The following is a 20,098-nucleotide window of genomic DNA, read 5'->3' as shown; positions in this document are numbered from 1 at the left end:
CAGCGATCGCGGCGTGACCCCGAATGTCGGGGCCGCTGGGTAGGCTAGGAAACATCAGCCACACCGGGAGGCGAGATGGCCCAGGAAAAGATCGAAAAGCACGGCGGTGGTGACTCCGACGAGGAGTTCGACGACACCGGCGCGGCGGGTCAGGAGCGGCGCGAGAAGCTCGGCGAGGACGTCGACACGATCCTCGACGAGATCGACGACGTGCTCGAGGAGAACGCCGAGGACTTCGTCCGGGCCTACGTGCAGAAGGGCGGCGAATAGCCGCTGTCGAGGGCACTGCGCCCTTGCCGACCGTTCAGCCGGCGGCCGGGGCTCCGCGCGGCGTCCGTGCCCGCGCGGGGCTCCGGCCCGCACAGATGGGATTTTTGAGCACGTATGGACAACACCAGGGGCATCTCGGGTCCCGCGCTGCCTGCGCCGTACTTCTCTTCGGCGACGTCGTCGTTTTCGGACTTCCTGCGCGTGCAGGCGCCGGAGCTGCTGCCCGAGCGGCGGGTGACGCCGGGCGCGGCCGAGCTGGGCGTGCCGCACGGGACGACGATCGTCGCGTGCACCTTCGCCGGCGGGGTGCTGATCGCGGGTGACCGGCGGGCGACGTCGGGGAACCTGATCGCGAGCCGCGACATCGAGAAGGTGCACGTCACCGACGAGTATTCGGCGGTCGGCATCGCGGGCACGGCGGGGCTGGCCGTGGAGATGGTGCGGTTGTACGCGGTCGAGCTGGCGCACTACGAGAAGATCGAGGGCGTTTCGCTGTCGCTGGACGGCAAGACGAACAAGCTGGCCGGGATGGTCAAGGCCAACCTCGAGATGGCGATGGCCGGGCTGGCGGCGATCCCGTTGTTCGTGGGCTACGACCTGGAGGCCGAAGACGCGAAGCACGCGGGCCGGATCGTGTCGTACGACGCCGCGGGCGGCCGCTACGAGGAGAACGGCGGCTACGCGGGCATCGGCTCGGGTTCGCTGTTCGCGAAATCGGCGTTGAAGAAGCTGCACGACCCGGACGCCGACGCCGAGGGCGCGGTCCGCGTCGCGGTGGAGGCCCTGTACGACGCGGCGGACGACGACACGGCATCGGGCGGCCCGGACCTGGTGCGCAGGATTTTCCCGAGCGTCGTGACGATCACCGCCGAGCACGGCGCGGTCCAGCTGTCGGAGTCGGAGACGGCGGCGGTGGCCGAAGCCGTGGTGGCGGGGCGGATCGAGCGCCAGCAGCGCCGGCTGTCCTGACCCGGGGCCTGAACCAGTGAACGTTGGAACACCGAAAGACCTGGAGCGCACACCGTGACGATGCCGTTGTATGCCTCTCCCGAGCAACTGATGCGGGAGCGTTCCGAGCTGGCGCGCAAGGGCATCGCGCGCGGCCGGAGCGTGGTGGTCCTGAAGTACTCGGGCGGCGTCCTGTTCGTGGCGGAGAACCCGTCGGCGACGCTGCACAAGGTCTCCGAGATCTACGACCGCATCGGTTTCGCGGCGGTCGGGCGCTACAGCGAGTTCGAGAACCTCCGCGTGGCGGGCATCCGCCACGCGGACCTGAAGGGCTACCAGTACGACCGGCGTGACGTGAGCGCCCGGGCGCTGGCGAACGCCTACGCGGCGACGCTGGGCAGCATCTTCACCGAGCAGCTGAAGCCGTTCGAGGTGGAGATCTGCGTGGCGGAGGTGGGAGCGAGCTCGGCGGAGGACCAGCTGTACCGCCTGACGTACGACGGTTCGATCTTCGACGAGCCGCAGTACGTGGTGATGGGCGGCCAGACGGACAAGATCTCGGCCAAGCTGAAGGAGACGTTCGAGGACGGCCTGGACCTCCAGGCGGCCCTGGGCGTGGCGGTGGCGGCCTTGAGGACGCCGAGCCAGCCGACGTCGGGTTCGTCGTCTTCGTCGTCGGCGGCGAACGCATCGGCGAACGGCAACGGCGAGGCGGACCCGATCAAGCTGGAGGTGGCGGTCCTGGACCGCGACCGCCCGAGGCGCATGTTCCGCCGTTTGACGGGAGCAGCACTGGACACGCTCCTGCCGGTCCCGGACCCGCAGGGCGAGGAGCCGGAGAGCAAGCCCGAAGGCGAGTAGGTTTCGTGACAGAAGCGGGGCGGGGCCGGCGGCCGCGCCCCGCTTTTGCTTAAGGCAGGACGGCCGGCTACGGGCCCCGCGGCTCGTGCCGACGGCCCGCAGGGCCGAACGGCGGATCCACACGGGGACCGCCCCGGCCACACCCCCCTGCCGACCCGATACGCAGCCGAGCCAGCGGCCGACAGTCCGGGTCAAGGCACGCTTTCCCGCCTTGACGCGGTCTGTCGGCCGTTGAACAATCAAGCGTTCGGGCCGGCGGGAACCACTCGCGAGGGCGCGGACCAAACCCCCACGACCTCAAGACGCAGCAGGAGAAGTCCGAAACTCCTGATCGGCAAAAGCCAGCAAGTACGGCAAAGTAGCCCGAGCGGTGTGCCAGGTGTGGTTGAACCCCCGCTCGGCATGAACCACAGCCTCCTGCCCCCGAGCATGCAGCGCGTCGGCGATCCGCCGAGCCGTGGCAACGTCCGTGGGCGCCCCGGTCCCCACCGCCAGCATCACCGAGATCGGCGCCGAGAACCGCATGGTCGGCAGATACCGCCGAGGGGTGTTGGCCGCGATCGCCGCCCGGTTCCCGTCGAGGATCCCCACGGAGTCGTTCAGATCGTCGTAGGGCAGGGCGATCACCAGCGTCGCGAACTCGTCGACATGGTGCAGCCCGATGTTCAGCGCCCCGAACCCGCCACCCGACATCCCACCCAGCGCCCGATGGGTCCGATCAGCCAACGTCCGGTACCGCTGGTCGATCCCGGGAACCACGGTCCCGGCCAGGTAGCTCTCCAGCTGGGGCCCACCGGGAACGTTCAGGCACTCCCAGTCGGTACTCGGATTACCGGCGGTCATGTCGACACTGACCACGATCATCGGCGCGATGACATTGGCCTTCTCCAACGCCTGCAGCGTCCCCGGGGCATCCCCGGAGGTGAGCCAGTCCCGCGGACCCCCGAACGGATACCCGTGGATGAGATACACGACCGGGTACCGCCGAGCCGGGTCACTGTCGTACCCGGGCGGCAGGATGACGTAGTTGCTTCCCGACGGCACCCCGTGCGCCGGATCCGGAAGGTTCACGACGTCGATCCGCTGACCCGCGGCCGCGGCACCCGCAGCAGGCCGCGGAGCAGCGGACGAAGCAGATGGAGCCTCACTCCCGTCGTCGAGCAGCCGCCCGGCGAAGTTGACGACCCCGGGACCGCGCTGGAGAAGCCGCGCCAGGTCGTCCGAAGTCCGCACATACCCCACGTAGCTGTTCAGCGCGGTCACCGCCGCCACCAGCAGCAGCACGCCGAACGCCGTGAAGCCCCAGCGGCGGACGCGGCGGCGGTACCAGAGCGCGACCACGACGGCGAGGACCGCCACCGCTGCCGAAGCGAAGCCGAGCCAGATCAGCGGGGACTCGAGCGGGCCCAGGTCGCGGGCACGGGCGGTGACGTCGCCCGGCAGCACCGGGTCGCTCGCCGCCCGGTGGATGACGCTCGCCAGGCCGTGGCCGTCCATCGACTCCCCGCTCGTCCGGCCGCGGGCCGGAGGGCCCGCGACTCGGTCGCGAAGCTAGCGAGCGGTCGCTGTGGGTACGTTGAGAGACGGTAAAGCAACCTTTAGAGCCGGTAGAGCGTCAGGGCGCTGGGCCGGGACCGGAAGCGGAACCGGTTGCCGAGCGGGCCGACCTCGCCGTCGGTGGCGACGCGGCGGTTGCCGTCGAGCAGCTCGACGTCCAGCTCCGGCAGGTCGAGTTCCTGGTAGACGTGGCTGGCGGCGAGGCTGCGGGTGATCATCGCCAGCAGGAACCGGGCGCGGGAGTAGGGCAGGTCGGCGCGCAGGTAGCGGATGTCGAGCAGGCCGGTGTCCAGCGCGGGCCGGCGGCTCGGGGCGAACCCCTTCGGCGCGTACGTGCCGTTGCCGACGAACAGCAGCCAGACCTGCGTCTTCTTGCCGTTGAGCCGGACGGTCAGCGGCTTGGCGTGGCGTAGCGTCCGGGCCAGCGCGATCGCCGCCGAGGGCCACTTGGGGTGCTTTTCCTGCAGCTTCTCGCGCAGCCGGACCATCTCGGGGTAGCCGCCGAGGCTGGCCGTGTTGACGAACCAGCGGTGGGCCGGCTCGCCGGCGCCGTCGATCTCGACTTCGCCCAGGTCGACGCGGACGGCGTTGCCGACCTCGGTCGCCGCGTCGGCGTCGGGCATCGAGTTGACGCCGACGTCGCGGGCGAAGTGGTTGAGGGTGCCCGCCGGGACCAGGGCGAGCGGCAGGTCGCGTTCGGCGGCCACGGAGGCCACCGCGGCGACCGTGCCGTCGCCGCCCGCGACGCCGAGCGCGCGGATCGTGCCGCGGGCGTCGATCTCGGCTTCGAGCTGGGTGCGCAGGTCCTGCTTCGGGTCCGGGTAGAGCAGCGCGGCCTTCGGCCAGGCGAACTTGACGTCCTCGGTCGGGTCCTGGCCGGCGACGCCCGAGTTCGGGTTGACGACCGCGAGCATGTCCTCGCCGTCGACCATCTCGGGGGCGTCCGCGTCGTGGGCCGTGCGGCCCGGGACGTCGTCGTGCAGCGGCCACCAGTGCCGGGTGGCCAGGCCGACGCCGACGCCGATGCCCAGGCCGACGCCGACGTCGGAGGGCCAGTGCACGCCGGTGTGGACCCGCGAGTAGGCGACGGCCAGCGCCAGCGGCGCGACGGCGAGCCCGGCCCGCGGCGACTCCATCGCCACCGCGGTGGCGAAGGCGGCCGCGGAGGCGGAGTGCCCGGACGGGAACGACGACGACGTGGGACGTTTCCGCAGGCGGCGGTGCATCGGCGTCTCTTCCTCGGCCGGGCGGCGGCGGGGGAACACCGGCTTGCCGATGAGGTTCGCGGCGGCGCTGGCCCCGGCGATCGCGACGACCCCGCGCAGGGCGGCCCGGCGGGTCTCGCCGGGACGGGCGGCCAGCAGGGCCGCGACGCCCCACCACAGGCGCGACTTGTTCGCCGACCTCGACAGCGTCCTCAGCGCGTCGTCGGCCTTCGAGGCGGGCAGCGAGGCAGTGCGGCGCATCAGGGCGCGGTCGGTCCGGCCGACCCGCCGGAAGGCCCGGATGAGCTGGTGTGACAAGGGAGTCCGCCTTCCGCATGACGTCAAGGGCCGTGCTCCAATCGTGCCGTATTCCGGGTGAATTCACCGTCTGTGGCCTACTGGGGGCGTGTCGACGCCCGAACGGCGCACCGTGGGAGGGGGTCCAGCGCCTACTCTGGTGGAATGCAGCGGCGGATCTTTGGCATCGAGACCGAGTTCGGGGTCACGTGCACCTTCCACGGACAGCGCAGGCTCTCGCCCGACGAGGTGGCGCGTTACCTCTTCCGGCGGGTCGTGTCCTGGGGACGCTCATCGAACGTCTTCCTGTCGAACGGCTCCCGGCTCTACCTGGACGTCGGCTCGCACCCCGAGTACGCGACGGCCGAGTGCGACGACCTCGTGCAGCTGGTCACGCACGACAAGGCCGGGGAGCGGATCCTCGAGGACCTGCTGGTCGACGCCGAGCGGCGGCTCGCCGACGAGGGCATCGGCGGCGACATCTTCCTGTTCAAGAACAACACCGACTCCGCGGGCAACTCCTACGGTTGTCACGAGAACTACCTGGTGACCCGGGCGGGGGAGTTCTCCCGGATCGCGGACGTGCTGCTCCCGTTCCTGGTGACCCGCCAGCTCATCTGCGGGGCCGGCAAGGTGCTGCAGACCCCGCGCGGCGCGGTCTACTGCCTCTCCCAGCGGGCCGAGCACATCTGGGAGGGCGTCTCCAGCGCCACCACCCGCTCGCGGCCGATCATCAACACCCGCGACGAGCCGCACGCCGACGCCGAGCGCTACCGGCGGCTGCACGTCATCGTGGGCGACTCGAACATGGCCGAGCCGACGACCATGCTCAAGGTCGGCTCGGCGAACCTGGTGCTGGAGATGATCGAGGCCGGCGTCCAGTTCCGCGACTTCACCCTGGACAACCCGATCCGGGCGATCCGCGAGATCAGCCACGACCTCACCGGCCGCCGCCAGGTGCGGCTGGCCGGCGGGCGCGAGGCCTCGGCGCTGGACATCCAGCGCGAGTACCACGCCCGCGCGGTCCAGCACATCAAGGACAACGGCACGACCGCGGCGAACGAGCGCGTCGTCGAGCTGTGGGGCCGGGCCCTCGAAGCGGTCGAGCAGCAGGACTTCGGCAAGATCGACACCGAGATCGACTGGGCGATCAAGCACCGGCTGGTCGAGCGCTACCGGCACAAGCACGACCTGGACCTGTCCAGCCCGCGCATCGCCCAGCTCGACCTGGCCTACCACGACATCCGCCGGGGCCGGGGCATCTTCGACCTGCTCCAGCGCAAGGGCCTGGTCCGCCGGGTCACCGACGACGGCGAGATCGAGGCCGCCAAGGACACCCCGCCCCAGACGACCCGGGCCAAGCTGCGCGGCGACTTCATCGCCGCCGCCCAGGCCGCGGGCCGGGACTTCACCGTCGACTGGGTGCACCTGAAGCTGAACGACCAGGCCCAGCGCACGGTCCTGTGCAAGGACCCGTTCCGCTCGGTCGACGAGCGGGTGGAACGCCTGATCAGCTCGCTCTAGACCGCCGCCCGCCCGGCGTTTTCCTACGAAAGTCGCCGGGCGGGTGCGGCAGGATCGCGGCATGCGTGTCGTGCTGCTGGTGCTCGCCCTGCTGGTCTCGATCGCCGCCCCGGCGTCGGCGGGGGAGCGCCCGCCGACGTGGGAGCTCACGCCGACCGGAGTCACCGCCCAGTTCCGCGGCCTGTCCGCCGTCAGCGCGCGGGTCGCGTGGGTCAGCGGCACCCAGGGGACGGTCCTGCGCACGACCGACGGCGGGGCCACCTGGAAGTCCGTGGGGCCGCAGGGCACCGAGACGCTGCAGTTCCGCGACATCGAGGCCTTCGACGCCCAGCACGCCGTGATCCTCTCGATCGGGCCGGGGACCGACTCCCGCGTCTACCGGACCGACGACGGCGGCACGCACTGGCGCCAGACGTTCCAGAACACCGACGCGGCGGCCTTCTACGACTGCCTGGCCTTCTTCGACCCGTGGCGCGGCCTGGCGATGAGCGACCCGGTCGACGGCCGGTTCCGGGTCCAGGCCACCTTCGACGGCGGCCGCAGCTGGCGCCCGGTGCCCGACAGCGGCTTCCCACCGGCCCTGCCCGGCGAGGCCGGGTTCGCGGCCAGCGGCCAGTGCGTCACGACGGCCGGGCCGTTCGACGCCTGGCTCGCGACCGGTGGCGGCGCGACCGCCCGCGTCCTGCACTCCGGCGACGGCGGCCGGCACTGGACGGCGTCGGACACGCCGTTGCCGAGCAGCCCGTCGGCGGGCGTGTTCGCGCTGGCCTTCCGCACGCCGTTCCAGGGCATCGCGATCGGCGGCGACTTCGCGAACCCGACGGCACCCGGCCCGGCCGTGGCGCTCACCCGGGACCGCGGCCGCACCTGGGCCACCCCCGGCCAGTACCCGGCCGGGTACCGCTCCGGGCTGGCCTGGCGCGGCGGGACGGTGCTGGCGGTCGGCCCGGGCGGCAGCGACTACAGCCCCGACGGCGGCCGGCACTGGACGTCGTTCGACACCGGCAGCTTCGACAGCGTGGCCTGCGCCGGGGCCGCCTGCTGGGCCAGCGGCGCCGGCGGCCGGGTCGCCCGGCTCCGCTAGAGGACCTGGCCGGTCGGGCGGACCAGGATCTCGTTGACGTCGACCGAGGGCGGCTGCTGGAGGGCGTAGAGCACCGCGCGGCCGATGTCGGCGGGCTCGAGGTGGGGCTTCGTGCGCTGCTCGTCGGTGAGGATGTCGGTGTCGGTGATGCCCGGGTTGATCAGCGTGACCCGCACGCCGGTGCCGACGGCTTCCTCGCGGATCGCGCCGGCCATGCCGGTGACGGCCCACTTCGTCACCGAGTACAGGCTCGCGTTGCGGATGTACCGGCCGGCGACCGAGCCGGTGATCAGCAGGTGGCCGGCGGTTTCCTTCAGCGCCGGGAGGGCCGCGCGGGCGGTGTAGGCCGCGCCGAGGACGTTCGTGCGGACCATGGGCTCCCACGCCGTCGGATCGGGGTCGTCGTCGCCGAAGAAGGACGTCCCGACGCCGATGCCGGCGTTGGCGAAGGCCGCGTCGAGCCGCCCGAACTTCGCGACCGTCTCGGCGACGGCTCCGGAGATGCCCGGCCAGTCGCCGACGTCGGCGCCGAGCGCGAGGGCCCGGTCCTCGCCGAGTTCGGTGGCCAGGGGCGTGACGGACTCGGCCTGGCGGGCGACGAGGGCGACCTTGAAGCCGGCCGCCGCGGCCAGGCGTGCGGTCGCGGCGCCGAGGCCGCGGGAAGCGCCGGTGATGAGGAGAACGCGATCATCCATGCCTTCCAGGCTAGGGAGTCAGGACGAGCCGGCCGCGCAACGCGCCCGCGGCGAGCCGCTCGTGGGCGGCCGCCGCCTCGGCCAGGGGCAGGACTCCGGCGACACGCAGGGGGAGCGTCCCGTTCTCCGCCAGGCGGGCCAGCTCGGCCAGGCGGCCGCCGTCGGCGCGGATCCAGACGGTGCGGACGCGGACGCCGCGCAGGGGGATCGGGGCGGCGCCCGCGGCGAAGGCCACGAATTCGCCGCCGCCGCGGACCGCGTCGAGCGCGTCCAAGCCGAGGAGCGCGGGGTCGAGAGCCGCGTCCACGCCGCCCGGGACCACCGCGCGGACCCGGTCGGCCAGCGACGGCCCGCGCGGCACGAACTCGTCCGCGCCGGACGCCCTGACCTGGGCTTCGTCGGCTTCGGACGCCACCGCGACGACCCGCAGCTTCCGCGCGTGCGCCAGCGCGACGGCGTACCCGCCGACGGCCCCGGCCGCGCCGGTGACCAGGACGGTTCCCGTGGTGCCGACCAGGTCCAGGGCCTGGGCGGCGGTCAGCGCGTTCAGCGGCAGGGTGGCGGCTTCGGCGGGGGAGACGCCGGCCGGAGCGGGGGCGACGGCCGAGGCGTCGAGCACGATCCGCTCGGCGTAGGCGCCGAGCGGCGTGGCGATCCGGTCGCGCAGGCCGATCACGGCTTCGCCGGCCCGGAACCCGGTGTCGCCGGGGTCGTCGATCTCGCCCGCGACGTCCCAGCCCAGGCCGAGCACCTCCCGCGGCGGCACCACCCCGGCCGAGCTCAGCACCCCGCTGCGGGTCGCCAGGTCCACCGGGTTCACCGCGGCCGCCGCCACCCGGATCCGGACCTGCCCCGGGCCCGGCTCCGGCACCGGGACCTCGGCGAACTCCAGCACTTCCGGCCCGCCGAACCGGCGGATCACCATCGCACGCATCCGAACCTCCTTCCCGGCGACCGTATGGGGAGCTACTCTCCATTGGGAAGTACGCACTCGCAGGTGCCTACCCGACGAGGAGGTTCGCCCGGTGCCCACGCGCACGGCGGAACAGCGGCGGCAGGCCGAAAAGGCCGCCTACGACGCCTACCTGGCCGCGTGCCCGACCCGGAAGCTGCTCGACGAGATCGCCGGCAAGTGGGTCAGCCTGATCCTCGTCGCGCTCGGTGACGGGCCGCAGCGCTACAGCGACCTTTCGCGGCGGATCGCCGGGGTCAGCCAGAAGATGCTCACCCAGACCCTGCGGGTGCTCGAGCGGGACGGCCTCGTCCGCCGCGAGGTCACCCCGGCGGTGCCCGTCCGCGTCGACTATTCCCTTACGCCACTGGGGGAGTCGCTGCGTGCCTTGATGGCCGGGTTCAAGGACTGGGCCGAAGCGAACTTCGAAGCCGTCGACGCCGCGCGAAGCGATTACGACGCGCGTACCCCGGACCTCACGATCGGGCCGGGCGGCGCGGGCTAGGCTCTACCGGTGTCCACCGCACGCGCCGAACGACTGGTCAATCTGGTGCTGGCCCTGTTGTCCACCCGGCAGTACCTCACGGCCGAGAAGATCCGCGGCATCGTGCCCGGATACGGCGACGCGGCGAGCGACGACGCCTACTTCCGGATGTTCGAGCGGGACAAGACCGAACTGCGCGAGCTCGGCATCCCGCTGGAGACCGGCCGCAACGGCGCGTTCGACGCCATCGAGGGCTACCGCATCGCCCGCCGCGACTACGAACTCGGCGAGATCGACCTCGCCCCCGACGAAGCCGCCGCCGTCGCGCTCGCCTCCCGGCTGTGGGACTCCCCGGAGCTGACCGGCCAGGCGCAGGGCGCGCTCGTCAAACTGCGCGCCGCCGGCCTGGAGGTCGACGACCAGGCACCCACCGTGGTCGAGCCGCGGGTGCGCGCCGAGCCAGCGTTCGGGCCGCTGCTGGCCGCGGTCCAGAACGGCCAGGCCGTGCGCTTCGAGTACCGCCGCAGCGGCTCCCCGGAGCGGATCATGCGCACCCTCGAACCGTGGGGCGTGGTGTCCTGGCGGGCCCGCTGGTACGTCGTCGGGCACGACCGCGACCGCGGCGCCACCCGCTGCTTCCGGCTTTCCCGCGTCACCGGGCAGGTGCGCCCGGTGGGCAAGCCCGGCGAGGTCCGGCGCCCCGAGGGCGTCAACCTGCTCAAGCTCGTCACGGCCACCGGCGACAGCGAACCGGCGCCGGTCACCACCGCCCGGCTGTGGGTCGCCGACGGCCGCGCGGCCGGGGTCCGCCGCCGCGGCACCGTCGTCGGGCGCAGCAGCATCGACGGCGAAGAGGGCGATCTCGTGGAGATCGGCCTGCTCTACCCCGAATCGGCCGCCGACTGGATCAGCGCGCAGGGCCCGGACGTCGTCGTGCTCGAACCCGACGTGCTGGCCAAGAGCGTGCAGGACCGCCTCGAAGCCGTCGTCGCCCGGCAGGTGAGCGCCCGGTGAGCGGGTCCACCGACCGGATGCCGAGGCTGCTCGCGCTCGTGCCGTACCTGCTGGCGCGCCCCGGCGTCCGCATCGACGACGCGGCGCAGGACTTCGACGTCACGCCGAGGCAGCTGCGCAAGGACCTCGAGCTGCTCTGGATGTGCGGGCTGCCCGGCTACGGCCCCGGCGACCTGATCGACCTGTCCTTCGAGGGCGACACGATCGTCGTCACCCACGACGCCGGGATGAGCCGCCCGCTCCGGCTGACCGGCGGCGAGGCGACCGCGCTGCTGGTGGCGCTGCGGGCGCTGGCCGAGACGCCGGGCGTGGTCGACGGCGACGCCGTCCGCCGCTCCATCGCCAAGATCGAGGCCGCCGCCGGGCAGGCCCAGCCGGCCGGTGTGGTGGTCGGCGGGGGAGTGCGCGAGGGCAAGAAGACCGCGCGCACCCGCGAGGAGGTCGCCCGGGCGCTGCAGGGCGGACGCGCCCTGCGGATCCGCTACTACACCGCCTCGAAGGACCAGATCACCGAGCGCACGGTCGACCCGATGCGGCTGCTGATCGTCCAGGCCGTCGGCTACCTCGAAGCCTGGTGCCGCCGCGCCGAGGGCGTCCGGCTGTTCCGGCTCGACCGGATCGACGAGCTGACCGTGCTCGAGGAGCCGTCGCGGCCGCCCGCCCACGCGCACCCCACCGACGTCTCCGACGGCGTCTTCCGCGAACGTCCCGACCAGCGGGAGGCCGTCCTGGTCCTCGACCCGGACGCACGCTGGGTAGCCGAGTACTACCCGTGCGAGGAGCTCGACGAGCTCGACGGGGGCCGGCTGCGCATCCGGATGCGCTACGCCGACCAGTCGTGGATGGTGCGCCTGGTGCTCAGCCTGGGCGGGGAAGCGCTGGTGGAGAGCCCGGCGGACCTCGCGTCCGACGTCGGTCGCCGGGCGGCCGACGCGGTGGCCCGAGCCCGTCACCTTCCGTCAACCTGCGACCACTAGGCTGACGGCGTGCCGTACCTGCCCACCGCTGTGCTCATCGTGCTCGGCCTCGCGCTGCTCGTGGTCCTGCTGGTGCGGACCGTCAAGGTCTTGCGTGCCTTCCGGCAAACCACAAGCATGGTGGTGACGAACACCCAGGACCGGGCGGGGCTCGTCCGGGCCAGGGCCGCGGGGTTGCGCGTCGCGTTCGCGCAGCGCCGCCGCAAAGCGGAAAACCAGTAACATCCCTACCAGACGCAGATAGGAGGCCACCATGCTGAACGGATTGCAGCCGTGGCATTTGATCATCTTGGTGCTCGTCGTCGTGCTGCTGTTCGGGGCCAAGAGGCTTCCCGACGCGGCCCGGTCCATCGGCAAGTCCATGAAGATCTTCAAGGCCGAGACCAAGGACCTCACCGGCGACAAGGCCGCGGCGCACGAAGACGCCGAGCCCGCCGAGACGAAGCAGCTCCCGGCCAAGCCCGCCACGCCCGCTTCGACCGACCAGCAGGTCGCCGACCTGCAGCGTCAGCTCGACGAGCTGAAGAAGCAGCAGGCCGCCGAGCAGCCGCAGAAGAACGTCAGCTGAGCGGCTAGGCCACACCCGGTCCCCCGTCCACGGAGCGCGCCGCACCCGGCGCGCTCCGGCGGACTCCGACGAGAACGGAACAACCCGTGGCGGAATCCGCCTCCGGAAACGGTGACAGCCGCCGGTCGAAGCGGCGCAAGCGCAGCCGTCGGGCCAATCCCGACGGCACGATGACGCTCATCGAGCACATCTACGAGTTCCGCCGCCGTCTCGGCTTCGCGCTGCTCGCGGTGGTGATCGGCGGGATCCTCGGCTTCATCTGGTTCGGCACCAAGATCGGTCCGATCCCGTCGCTGGGCGACCTCGTCAAGGACCCGTACTGCGCGATCCCGCCGGAGCGCCGGCTCGACAGCGCCGAAGGGTGCCGGCTGCTGCAGACCGTGCCGTTCGAGGCCTTCATGACGCAGCTGAAGGTCGGCATCGCGGCCGGGGCCGTGCTCCTCTCGCCGGCGTGGCTGTACCAGCTCTGGGCGTTCATCGCGCCGGGCCTGTACAGCAAGGAACGCAAGTACGCGCTGACGTTCGTCGGGTTCGCGTCGGTGCTGTTCGCCGCGGGCGCCGTGCTCGCCTACATCCTCTTCCCGCACGCGCTGCAGCTGCTCATGGGCTTCGGGCAGGACGCGTTCGTCACCGCGCTGACCGCGGACAAGTACATCTCGTTCCTCCTGTCGCTGCTGATCATCTTCGGGATCAGCTTCGAGCTCCCGCTGCTCGTGGTGATGCTCAACCGCGTCGGCGTCGTGAAGTACGTGCAGCTGAAGAAGTGGCGGCGCGGCATCGTGTTCGCGCTCTTCGTCTTCGCCGCCTTCGCCACCCCGGGCTCGGACCCGTTCTCCATGCTCGGTCTGGCCGGCGCGCTCACCGTGCTGTTCGAGATCGCCGTGCAGATGGCCCGCTTCCACGACCGCAAGCTCGACAAGGCCCGCTCCGACGAGGGCTGGGACTCCCTCGCCGACGACGAAGCCGCCCCCTTCGACTACACGCCGAGCACCATCGACGACGAGCCGTCCGCCCCGACCGCGTCCGGCGGCCGGTCGAGCACCGACGACGTCACCTAGTGGGGATCCACGCCGCGCTCGCCGTGCACCCGGCGTCGGGGCACGGCGCGGCCGCCCGGATCGCCGGCACCGTCGCCGAGCGGCTGCGCGCGGCGGTCGACCGGCTCGACGTGCTGGTCGCCCACTCCGTCGAGGAGTCCCGCGCGCTGATGCGGTCGTCCCACGCCGCCGGGCTGGACGTCCTGATCGTGCTCGGCGGGGACGGCGCCGCCCACCAGGGCGTCCAGTTCTGCGCGAACCACGACGTCGCGCTCGGCCTCGTCCCGGCGGGCACCGGCAACGACTTCGCCCGCGCCCTCGGCATCCCGGGCGAGCCGCTCCCGGCGGTCGACGCGCTGGTCGCGGCCCTGCGCTCGGGCGCCCGCCGGCGCATCGACCTCGGCCGCGTGGGCGACACGTGGTTCGCGACGGTGCTGTGCGCGGGGTTCGACGCGAGCGTCAACGAACGCGCCAACCGGATGCGCTGGCCGTCCGGACCCCGCCGCTACGACGTGGCGATCCTGGCCGAGCTGGCGTCGTTCCGGCCCCGCCCGGTGGTCGTCGACACCGGCACCGGCCGCCTCGAACTCGACGCGACGCTCGTGGCGATCGGCAACACCCGGTTCTACGGCGGGGGCGTCCCGATCTGCCCCACGGCCGACCCCGAGGACGGCGTCTTCGACGTCACGATCATCGGGCACGCCACCCGCCGCGGCCTGATCCGCATGCTTCCCGGCCTGCGCACCGGCAACCACGTGACCCACCCCGCGGTCCGCACGTTGCGCGCCCGCTCGGTGACCCTGGCCGGCAACACGTGGCCGGCCTACGCCGACGGGGAACCGCAGGGCGCGGTGCCGGTGACGGCCAGCTGCGTGCCGGGCGCGCTCACCGTGCTGGCCTAACGGTCGTACCCGCCCGCCCGGGCCACCAGGTGCCGGAAGTGGGCCGGGGTCAGCAGCCGGCCCGAGTCGGCGAAGTAGACGCCGCCGCAGCGGTGGCAGAACCACCCCTGCTCCCACACCTGCTGCGCCGCCGGGACACCCCGCCGCTGCCGCCGGTGTGCCCGCGCCCGCCGCACGTACAGCCAGACCAGGACGCCGGCGGCGAGGTACACCGCGAACGCCGGCAGCGCGAGCACCGCGAAACCCAGCGCCTTCGCCCCGGCGCCACCGGGTGGCGGGTCGTCGGCTGCCGAGAACGGCAGCAGGAGGAAGCAGCTGCCGACCAGGGCGAGCAGGATCACCGCCGCCAACAGACCGCCGTTGCGGCGCGGCGGGGGAAAGGGGTCGAGGGAGCGGGCCACCGCCGTGACCGAGACCCCACTCACCTGGCTGCTCGTGACGACGACGCCGTCTCCGGCGGGGACGGCCACCGCCGGACCCTGGCCGCGGAAGTAGGAGTGCCCGCTGCGGTAGACCGCCGGCACGTGCTGCACCTGGTCCAGCTGCCCGCAGCTCGGGCACGGTTCGGTCATCGGGACCTCCTTCGGCCGCTCTGACGCGCCCGCCCGCACTCCGGTTCCGCGGCCGATCCAGGTGTATAACGGCCTATACCGCCGCGCAGATCACGCCATCGATCACGCGGCGTGCGGAACGCCGGGGGGATGTGAAACGCTGAGGAGGTGGCCAGTAGCCCTTCTCCGTCCCCGGCCGAGGCCTATGCGGCCTCCGCGCGCCGCGGGAAGCACCCCCAGCTGACGCGCTTCGCCGCGGAGGTGTCCTTCGAGTTCGACGAGTTCCAGATCCGCGGGTGCCAAGCCCTCGAGGACGGCCACGGCGTGCTGGTCTGTGCGCCCACCGGGGCGGGCAAGACCGTCGTCGGCGAGTTCGCGGTGCACCTGGCGCTGGCCGAAGGCCGCAAGTGCTTCTACACGACGCCGATCAAGGCGCTGTCGAACCAGAAGTACGCCGACCTCGTGGCCCGCTACGGATCCGACGCCGTCGGCCTCCTCACCGGGGACACCTCGATCAACGGCGGCGCGCAGGTGGTCGTGATGACCACCGAGGTGCTGCGCAACATGCTCTACGCGGGCTCGTCGACGATCACCGACCTCGGGTACGTCGTGATGGACGAGGTGCACTACCTGGCCGACCGGTTCCGGGGCGCGGTGTGGGAAGAGGTGATCCTGCACCTGCCGGAGCACGTCCGCGTGGTCGGGCTGTCGGCGACGGTCAGCAACGCCGAGGAGTTCGGCGAGTGGCTGGTGGAGGTGCGGGGCGACACGACGGTGGTCGTCGACGAGCACCGGCCGGTGCCGCTGTGGCAGCACATGCTGGTCGGGAACCGGCTGCTGGACCTGTTCGCCGGGGACGACGTGCACGCGCCGAACGCCGAGCTGCGGATCAACCCGACCCTGCTGCGGCGGACCGAGGAGATCGGCCGCCAGTACGCGCCCGCGGGGTTCCGGGGGCCGCGGAACCGGCGGGGCGCGCCGCCGCGGATGCCGCGGTTCCGGCCGCCGTCGCGGGTGGACGTCGTGGAGCAGCTGGACCGGGCCGGGTTGCTGCCGGCGATCGTGTTCATCTTTTCGCGCGCGGGGTGTGACGCCGCGGTGGCGCAGTGCGTCCGGTCGGGGCTGCGGCTGAACGGGCCGGGTGAGGTCGAGGAGATCCGCCGGGTCATCGAGGAGCGCACGGCGGACCTGCCGGAGGGCGACCTGGGCGTGCTCGGCTACTGGGAGTGGCGGGAGGCCCTGGAGCGTGGGATCGCCGGGCACCACGCGGGGCTGCTGCCGGCGTTCAAGGAAACCGTCGAGGAGCTGTTCGTCCGCGGCCTGGTGAAGGTCGTGTTCGCGACCGAGACCCTGGCGCTGGGGATCAACATGCCGGCCCGCACGGTCGTGCTCGAGCGGCTGGTGAAGTACAACGGCGAGGCGCACGTCGACCTGACGCCGGGTGAGTACACGCAGCTGACCGGCCGGGCCGGGCGGCGCGGCATCGACGTCGAGGGGCATGCGGTCGTCGCGTGGCAGCCGGGGGTGGATCCGAAGCAGGTGGCCGGGCTGGCCTCGACGCGGACCTATCCGCTGCGGTCGTCGTTCCGGCCGGGCTACAACATGGCGGTCAACCTGGTGGCGCAGGTCGGCGCGGCGGAGGCGCGGGAGCTGCTGGAGCAGTCGTTCGCCCAGTTCCAGGCCGACCGGTCGGTGGTGGGGACCGCGCGCCGGATCGAGCGGAACAAGGAGGCGCTGAAGGGCTACACGGCCGCGGTGACCGGCGACTTCGACGAGATGCTGGAGTACGTCGAGCTGCGGGCGAAGATTTCGGCGCGGGAGAAGGCGTTGTCGCGGCAGAACACGGCCGTGCGGCGGGCCGGGACGGCGGAGTCGCTGGAGAAGCTGCGCAAGGGTGACGTGATCGCGGTGCCGGCGGGCCGGCGGGCGGGGCTGGCCGTGGTGGTCGATCCGGGGCTGGACCCGATCCGGGAGCCGCGGCCGGTGGTGGTGACCGAGGACCGGTGGTCGGGGCCGTTGTCGGTGGCGGACTTCCCGGCGCCGGTGGAGGCGCTGGGGCGGATCAAGCTGCCCAAGCACATCGAGCTGCGGTCGCCGCGGACGCGCCGGGACATCGCGTCGACGTTGCGGAACGCCAGGATTTCGCTGCCGGGGCGGCAGAAGCGGCGGTCGGGGGCGAACGAGGACGGGGAGCTGGCCGCGTTGCGGCGGGCGTTGCGGGCGCACCCGTGTCACGGGCTGGCCGAGCGCGAGGCGAACCTGCGCTGGGTGGAGCGGTATCAGCGGCTCGCGGCGGAGACGCAGCAGCTGGAGCGGAAGGTCGCGGCGACGACGCACTCGCTGGCGCGGGCGTTCGACCGGATCTTGGCTCTGCTGGGTGAGCGTGGGTACTTGGGGCCGGAGTCGGCGGGGGACGGCGAGGACCGCGTCACCGAGCACGGGCGGCGGCTGACGCGGCTCTACAGCGAGTCGGATCTGCTGGCCGCGGAGTGCATCCGGCACGGGGTGTGGCGCAAGCTCAACCCGGCCGAGCTGGCGGCGGTCGTGTCGACGCTGGTGTTCGAGGCGCGCCGGGACACCGCGGGGGAGGCGCGGCTGCCGGGCGGGGCGGTGCCCGAGGCGTGGCAGGACACGGCGCGGCTGTGGGTGGAGCTGACCGAGGACGAGCGGCGGCACCGGCTGGATCGGACGCGGGAGCCGGATGCCGGGTTCGCGTGGCCGGTTTATCGCTGGGCGCGGGGTGAATCCCTGGAGAAGGTGCTGACCGCGGCGGAGGCGAACGGGCAGGAGCTGTCGGCCGGTGACTTCGTGCGCTGGTCGCGGCAGGTGATCGACCTGCTCGACCAGATCCGGGACGTGCTGGGCAAGGCGGATCCGGTGGGTGCGGCGGCGGCCGAGGCGGTGAAGGCGCTGCGGCGCGGGGTCGTGGCCGCGGGAGCCGCGTGAACTCCGTGTCAGGCCTGCTCCAAGCGGCGGAAGCGGTGAGCGTGGGCGCGTGTGCTCGGCTCCGACCTGTGGTTGGATCGCGTGCGACACCGTGTGTGCGCGGCTCGGCGGTGTTTCGGGGTGGACAGCGAGATGAGTGAAGCAGGCGGAGGCAGACGATGAGCACGCCGTATGGCGGCAACGACCCACAGCAGCCCCAGTACGGGCAGCAGCCGGGCGGCGCGTACCCGCCGAGCGGCCCGCAGGAGCAGCCGCAGTGGGGCCAGCCGCAGCAGCCTTCTTACGACCCGAACCAGCAGCAGCAATGGGGCCAGCCGCAGCAACCGCAGCAGTGGGGCCAGCAGCCGGGCGGGTACGCCCCGCCGCAGCAGCCCCAGTGGGGCCAGCAGCCGCCGCCGTACGGCCAGCAGCCCGGCGGCGGGTACCCGCAGAGCGGCCCGCAGGCCCAGCCGCAGTACGGGCAGCAGCCCGGTGGGGGGTACCCGCAGAGCGGGCCCCAGGCGCAGCCGCAGTACGGGCAGCAGCCGGGTGGCCAGTACGACTACGGCCAGCAGCAGTTCCCCGGCGCGGCCGCCCCGGAGGGGGAGCAGCCGGCGAAGTCGAAGAAGGGCCTGCTGATCGGGGTGGTCGCGGCGATCGTGGTCGTCGCGGCGTTCCTGGTGCTGGGGTTCGTCGCGCCCGGGTTCTTGAAGACGCAGGTCTTCAACAACACCCAGATGCAGACCGACGTGCAGAAGCTGCTGACGGAGACATACAAGATCGACGGTGTCACCAACGTGACCTGTCCGGCGGAGCAGAAGGTGGAGGACGGGGCGAAGTTCGAGTGCACCGCCACCATCGCCGGGAAGCCGCAGCAGGTGCCGATCACGGTGAAGGGTGACGGCGGCAATTACGAGGTTTCCCCGCCCGTCACCAAGTAGCGCGCGACGTTTCGGGCCCGGCCGTCGGTAATTCCGGTGGCCGGGCCTCGGCGTTTCCGAGGATGATCCGGGCATGAGCGACTTCGAGATCCGGACGCTGGGCACCGAGGAGCACCGGGCGGCGAGCAACCTGTTCCGGGAGACCGTGCACTTCCCGCCCTCCGACGACGCCGAGTGGGTGTACGCGGCGCGGTACTACCAGCCCGGGGGCACGGTCGGGGTGTTCGATCCGGAGCTGATCGGCACGGCCCGCTCGTTCGACGCGCAGCTGACCGTGCCGGGCGGGGCGTCGCTGCCGATGGTGGGGGTCACCTCGGTCGGGGTGCGGCCCGACCGGACGCGGCGTGGGGTGCTGCGGGCGATGATGACGGCGCAGCTCGAGGACTTCGCGGCGCGCGGGGTGGTGTTCGCGAACCTGCTGGCGTCGGAAGCCGGGATCTACGGCCGGTTCGGCTACGGCCTGGCCACCCGGTACCGCGCCTACAGCGTCGACCGGCACCGGGCGCGGCTGCGGCCGGACGCGCCGGTGGGCGGGGAGCTGGAGCTGCTGGACTTCGACCGGGCCCTGGAGGTCTGTCCCGCGGTGTACGACGGTCTCGAGCACCGGCCGGGGATGATGTCCCGGCCCGAGGTGCTGTGGCGGCTGTACGAGATGCAGCTGCGGCGGCACACGATGCCGGTGAGGGCGCTGGTGCACCACGGTCCCGGCGGGCCGGACGGGTTCGCCTTCTACCACGTGGCGGGGGCGCAGGCGCACCCGTGGACGAAGACCTTGGAGGTGGCGGACCTGTTCGCCGGTTCCCCGGCGGCGTTCGCCGGGCTGTGGCGGTTCCTGCTGGGGCTCGACCTGGTGGACCGGGTCGCGGTCGAGTCGCGGCCGCTCGACGACCCGATCGAGCTGCTGCTGGCCGATCACCGGCGCGGGAACGTCGACCGGATCGGGGACGAGCACTGGATCCGGCTCGTCGACGTCCCGGCCGCCTTGGCCGGCCGGGCGTACGGGTCCGGCGAGCCGGTGGTGATCGAGGTGACCGATCCGCTGCTGCCCGGCAACGGCGGCACGTACCTGGTGACGCCGGACGGCGCCGGGCGCACGGACCGGCCGGCCGGGCTGCGCCTGGACGTCACCACGCTGGCGATGGTGTACCTCGGCACCTGGCGGCCGTCGGCGCTGGCGGACGCGGGCCGGATCGAGGTCCGGGACCCGGCCGCTCCGGCGGCCGCGGACGTGCTGTTCGGCACCCGGGTGGCGGCCTGGAGCGGCAGCCACTTCTGAAACCGGGTGCCGGTCCGGACGTCCCGCGGC

The 20,098-nt window shown here is 72.7% G+C and carries 20 protein-coding genes; 15 read left to right on the top strand and 5 right to left on the bottom strand.

All coding sequences use genetic code 11. The features are described 5' to 3' along the window. Positions 1-75: 75 nt before the first annotated feature. The 3 genes from H5965_RS26435 to prcA all read left to right on the top strand — a co-directional run bounded on the left by H5965_RS26435 (position 76) and on the right by prcA (position 2,079). The gene (locus tag H5965_RS26435) at positions 76-270 is read left to right on the top strand and encodes a ubiquitin-like protein Pup (protein WP_013226725.1); all 195 of its coding nucleotides are present in this window, start codon (positions 76-78) and stop codon (positions 268-270) included. A gap of 114 nt (positions 271-384) precedes the next feature. Beyond that, positions 385-1,239 (top strand): proteasome subunit beta, encoded by an 855-nt coding sequence (prcB, locus tag H5965_RS26430; RefSeq protein ID WP_310972942.1) that lies wholly within the window; start codon positions 385-387, stop codon positions 1,237-1,239. Between the two features lie 54 nt (positions 1,240-1,293). After that, complete coding sequence (prcA, locus tag H5965_RS26425) at positions 1,294-2,079, top strand: proteasome subunit alpha (RefSeq protein WP_310972941.1); 786 nt, start codon at positions 1,294-1,296, stop codon at positions 2,077-2,079. 297 nt (positions 2,080-2,376) lie between these two features. On the opposite strand, the gene H5965_RS26420 is transcribed toward prcA, so the two are convergent. Together H5965_RS26420 and H5965_RS26415 are read right to left on the bottom strand one after the other, a co-directional pair. Beyond that, positions 2,377-3,576, bottom strand: coding sequence for an alpha/beta hydrolase-fold protein (locus tag H5965_RS26420; RefSeq protein WP_310972940.1), 1,200 nt, complete (start codon positions 3,574-3,576; stop codon positions 2,377-2,379). A 101-nt stretch (positions 3,577-3,677) separates the two neighbouring features. Then, a complete protein-coding gene (locus H5965_RS26415) occupies positions 3,678-5,159 on the bottom strand; it encodes a phosphatase PAP2 family protein (protein ID WP_310972939.1) in 1,482 nt (493 codons plus the stop codon). A 144-nt stretch (positions 5,160-5,303) separates the two neighbouring features. On the opposite strand from H5965_RS26415, the gene pafA reads away from it, so the two are divergent. Together pafA and H5965_RS26405 are read left to right on the top strand one after the other, a co-directional pair. After that, positions 5,304-6,662, top strand: coding sequence for a Pup--protein ligase (gene pafA, locus H5965_RS26410; RefSeq protein WP_013226720.1), 1,359 nt, complete (start codon positions 5,304-5,306; stop codon positions 6,660-6,662). 61 nt (positions 6,663-6,723) lie between these two features. Continuing rightward, on the top strand, positions 6,724-7,746 hold the full coding sequence (locus H5965_RS26405) for an oxidoreductase (RefSeq protein ID WP_310972938.1): 1,023 nt from the start codon (positions 6,724-6,726) through the stop codon (positions 7,744-7,746). Here H5965_RS26405 and H5965_RS26400 read toward each other — a convergent pair. Continuing rightward, positions 7,743-8,441 carry an SDR family oxidoreductase gene (locus tag H5965_RS26400; protein ID WP_310972937.1) on the bottom strand — a complete coding sequence of 233 codons (699 nt, stop codon included), beginning with the start codon at positions 8,439-8,441 and terminating at the stop codon, positions 7,743-7,745. The two genes, H5965_RS26405 and H5965_RS26400, sit on opposite strands and share 4 nt — an antisense overlap. 10 nt (positions 8,442-8,451) lie before the next feature. Further along, the gene (locus tag H5965_RS26395; RefSeq protein ID WP_310972936.1) at positions 8,452-9,375 is read right to left on the bottom strand and encodes an NADP-dependent oxidoreductase; all 924 of its coding nucleotides are present in this window, start codon (positions 9,373-9,375) and stop codon (positions 8,452-8,454) included. Positions 9,376-9,466: 91 nt separating this feature from the next. Between H5965_RS26395 and H5965_RS26390 the strand changes: the two genes are divergently transcribed. From H5965_RS26390 to H5965_RS26360, 7 genes are all read left to right on the top strand, one after another. Further along, on the top strand, positions 9,467-9,898 hold the full coding sequence (locus H5965_RS26390; protein ID WP_086842651.1) for a helix-turn-helix domain-containing protein: 432 nt from the start codon (positions 9,467-9,469) through the stop codon (positions 9,896-9,898). 9 nt (positions 9,899-9,907) lie between these two features. Continuing rightward, a complete protein-coding gene (locus H5965_RS26385) occupies positions 9,908-10,891 on the top strand; it encodes a WYL domain-containing protein (RefSeq protein WP_310972935.1) in 984 nt (327 codons plus the stop codon). Then, positions 10,888-11,868 (top strand): WYL domain-containing protein, encoded by a 981-nt coding sequence (locus H5965_RS26380; RefSeq protein WP_310972934.1) that lies wholly within the window; start codon positions 10,888-10,890, stop codon positions 11,866-11,868. The genes H5965_RS26385 and H5965_RS26380 overlap by 4 nt, the downstream gene beginning before the upstream one ends. Before the next feature lie 9 nt (positions 11,869-11,877). After that, positions 11,878-12,090 (top strand): bacteriophage holin, encoded by a 213-nt coding sequence (locus H5965_RS26375; RefSeq protein ID WP_310972933.1) that lies wholly within the window; start codon positions 11,878-11,880, stop codon positions 12,088-12,090. Between the two features lie 31 nt (positions 12,091-12,121). Further along, a complete protein-coding gene (tatA, locus tag H5965_RS26370; RefSeq protein WP_176169496.1) occupies positions 12,122-12,436 on the top strand; it encodes a Sec-independent protein translocase subunit TatA in 315 nt (104 codons plus the stop codon). 86 nt (positions 12,437-12,522) lie between these two features. After that, a complete protein-coding gene (gene tatC / locus H5965_RS26365; protein WP_310972932.1) occupies positions 12,523-13,494 on the top strand; it encodes a twin-arginine translocase subunit TatC in 972 nt (323 codons plus the stop codon). Then, the gene (locus H5965_RS26360; RefSeq protein ID WP_310972931.1) at positions 13,494-14,375 is read left to right on the top strand and encodes a YegS/Rv2252/BmrU family lipid kinase; all 882 of its coding nucleotides are present in this window, start codon (positions 13,494-13,496) and stop codon (positions 14,373-14,375) included. The genes tatC and H5965_RS26360 overlap by 1 nt, the downstream gene beginning before the upstream one ends. Here the strand turns inward: H5965_RS26360 and H5965_RS26355 are convergent. Further along, entirely contained in the window at positions 14,372-14,947 is a 576-nt protein-coding gene (locus H5965_RS26355; RefSeq protein WP_310972930.1) for a hypothetical protein, read from the bottom strand. The two genes, H5965_RS26360 and H5965_RS26355, sit on opposite strands and share 4 nt — an antisense overlap. A gap of 147 nt (positions 14,948-15,094) precedes the next feature. Here H5965_RS26355 and H5965_RS26350 point away from each other — a divergent pair, with 147 nt between their 5' ends. The 3 genes from H5965_RS26350 to H5965_RS26340 all read left to right on the top strand — a co-directional run bounded on the left by H5965_RS26350 (position 15,095) and on the right by H5965_RS26340 (position 20,068). Beyond that, positions 15,095-17,872, top strand: coding sequence for a DEAD/DEAH box helicase (locus H5965_RS26350; RefSeq protein WP_310972929.1), 2,778 nt, complete (start codon positions 15,095-15,097; stop codon positions 17,870-17,872). 158 nt (positions 17,873-18,030) lie between these two features. Then, positions 18,031-18,792 carry a DUF4333 domain-containing protein gene (locus tag H5965_RS26345; protein ID WP_310972928.1) on the top strand — a complete coding sequence of 254 codons (762 nt, stop codon included), beginning with the start codon at positions 18,031-18,033 and terminating at the stop codon, positions 18,790-18,792. A gap of 73 nt (positions 18,793-18,865) precedes the next feature. Beyond that, the gene (locus tag H5965_RS26340; protein ID WP_310972927.1) at positions 18,866-20,068 is read left to right on the top strand and encodes a GNAT family N-acetyltransferase; all 1,203 of its coding nucleotides are present in this window, start codon (positions 18,866-18,868) and stop codon (positions 20,066-20,068) included. Positions 20,069-20,098: the final 30 nt, after the last annotated feature.

This window comes from Amycolatopsis sp. 505 (assembly GCF_031625235.1).
Lineage (GTDB): Bacteria > Actinomycetota > Actinomycetes > Mycobacteriales > Pseudonocardiaceae > Amycolatopsis.
The sequence above is the reverse complement of the archived record's forward strand: the minus strand, read 5'-3'. Positions and strand labels throughout refer to the sequence as shown.

What these genes read in the sequence shown, in the direction of transcription:
- H5965_RS26435 (WP_013226725.1), top strand. Translation starts at nt 76, where the DNA reads ATGGCCCAGGAAAAGATCGAAAAGCACGGCGGTGGTGACTCCGACGAG.
- prcB (WP_310972942.1), top strand. Translation starts at nt 385, where the DNA reads ATGGACAACACCAGGGGCATCTCGGGTCCCGCGCTGCCTGCGCCGTAC.
- H5965_RS26420 (WP_310972940.1), bottom strand. Translation starts at nt 3,576, where the DNA reads ATGGACGGCCACGGCCTGGCGAGCGTCATCCACCGGGCGGCGAGCGAC.
- pafA (WP_013226720.1), top strand. Translation starts at nt 5,304, where the DNA reads ATGCAGCGGCGGATCTTTGGCATCGAGACCGAGTTCGGGGTCACGTGC.
- H5965_RS26405 (WP_310972938.1), top strand. Translation starts at nt 6,724, where the DNA reads ATGCGTGTCGTGCTGCTGGTGCTCGCCCTGCTGGTCTCGATCGCCGCC.
- H5965_RS26400 (WP_310972937.1), bottom strand. Translation starts at nt 8,441, where the DNA reads ATGGATGATCGCGTTCTCCTCATCACCGGCGCTTCCCGCGGCCTCGGC.
- H5965_RS26395 (WP_310972936.1), bottom strand. Translation starts at nt 9,375, where the DNA reads ATGCGTGCGATGGTGATCCGCCGGTTCGGCGGGCCGGAAGTGCTGGAG.
- tatA (WP_176169496.1), top strand. Translation starts at nt 12,122, where the DNA reads ATGCTGAACGGATTGCAGCCGTGGCATTTGATCATCTTGGTGCTCGTC.
- H5965_RS26355 (WP_310972930.1), bottom strand. Translation starts at nt 14,947, where the DNA reads ATGACCGAACCGTGCCCGAGCTGCGGGCAGCTGGACCAGGTGCAGCAC.
- H5965_RS26345 (WP_310972928.1), top strand. Translation starts at nt 18,031, where the DNA reads ATGAGCACGCCGTATGGCGGCAACGACCCACAGCAGCCCCAGTACGGG.
- H5965_RS26340 (WP_310972927.1), top strand. Translation starts at nt 18,866, where the DNA reads ATGAGCGACTTCGAGATCCGGACGCTGGGCACCGAGGAGCACCGGGCG.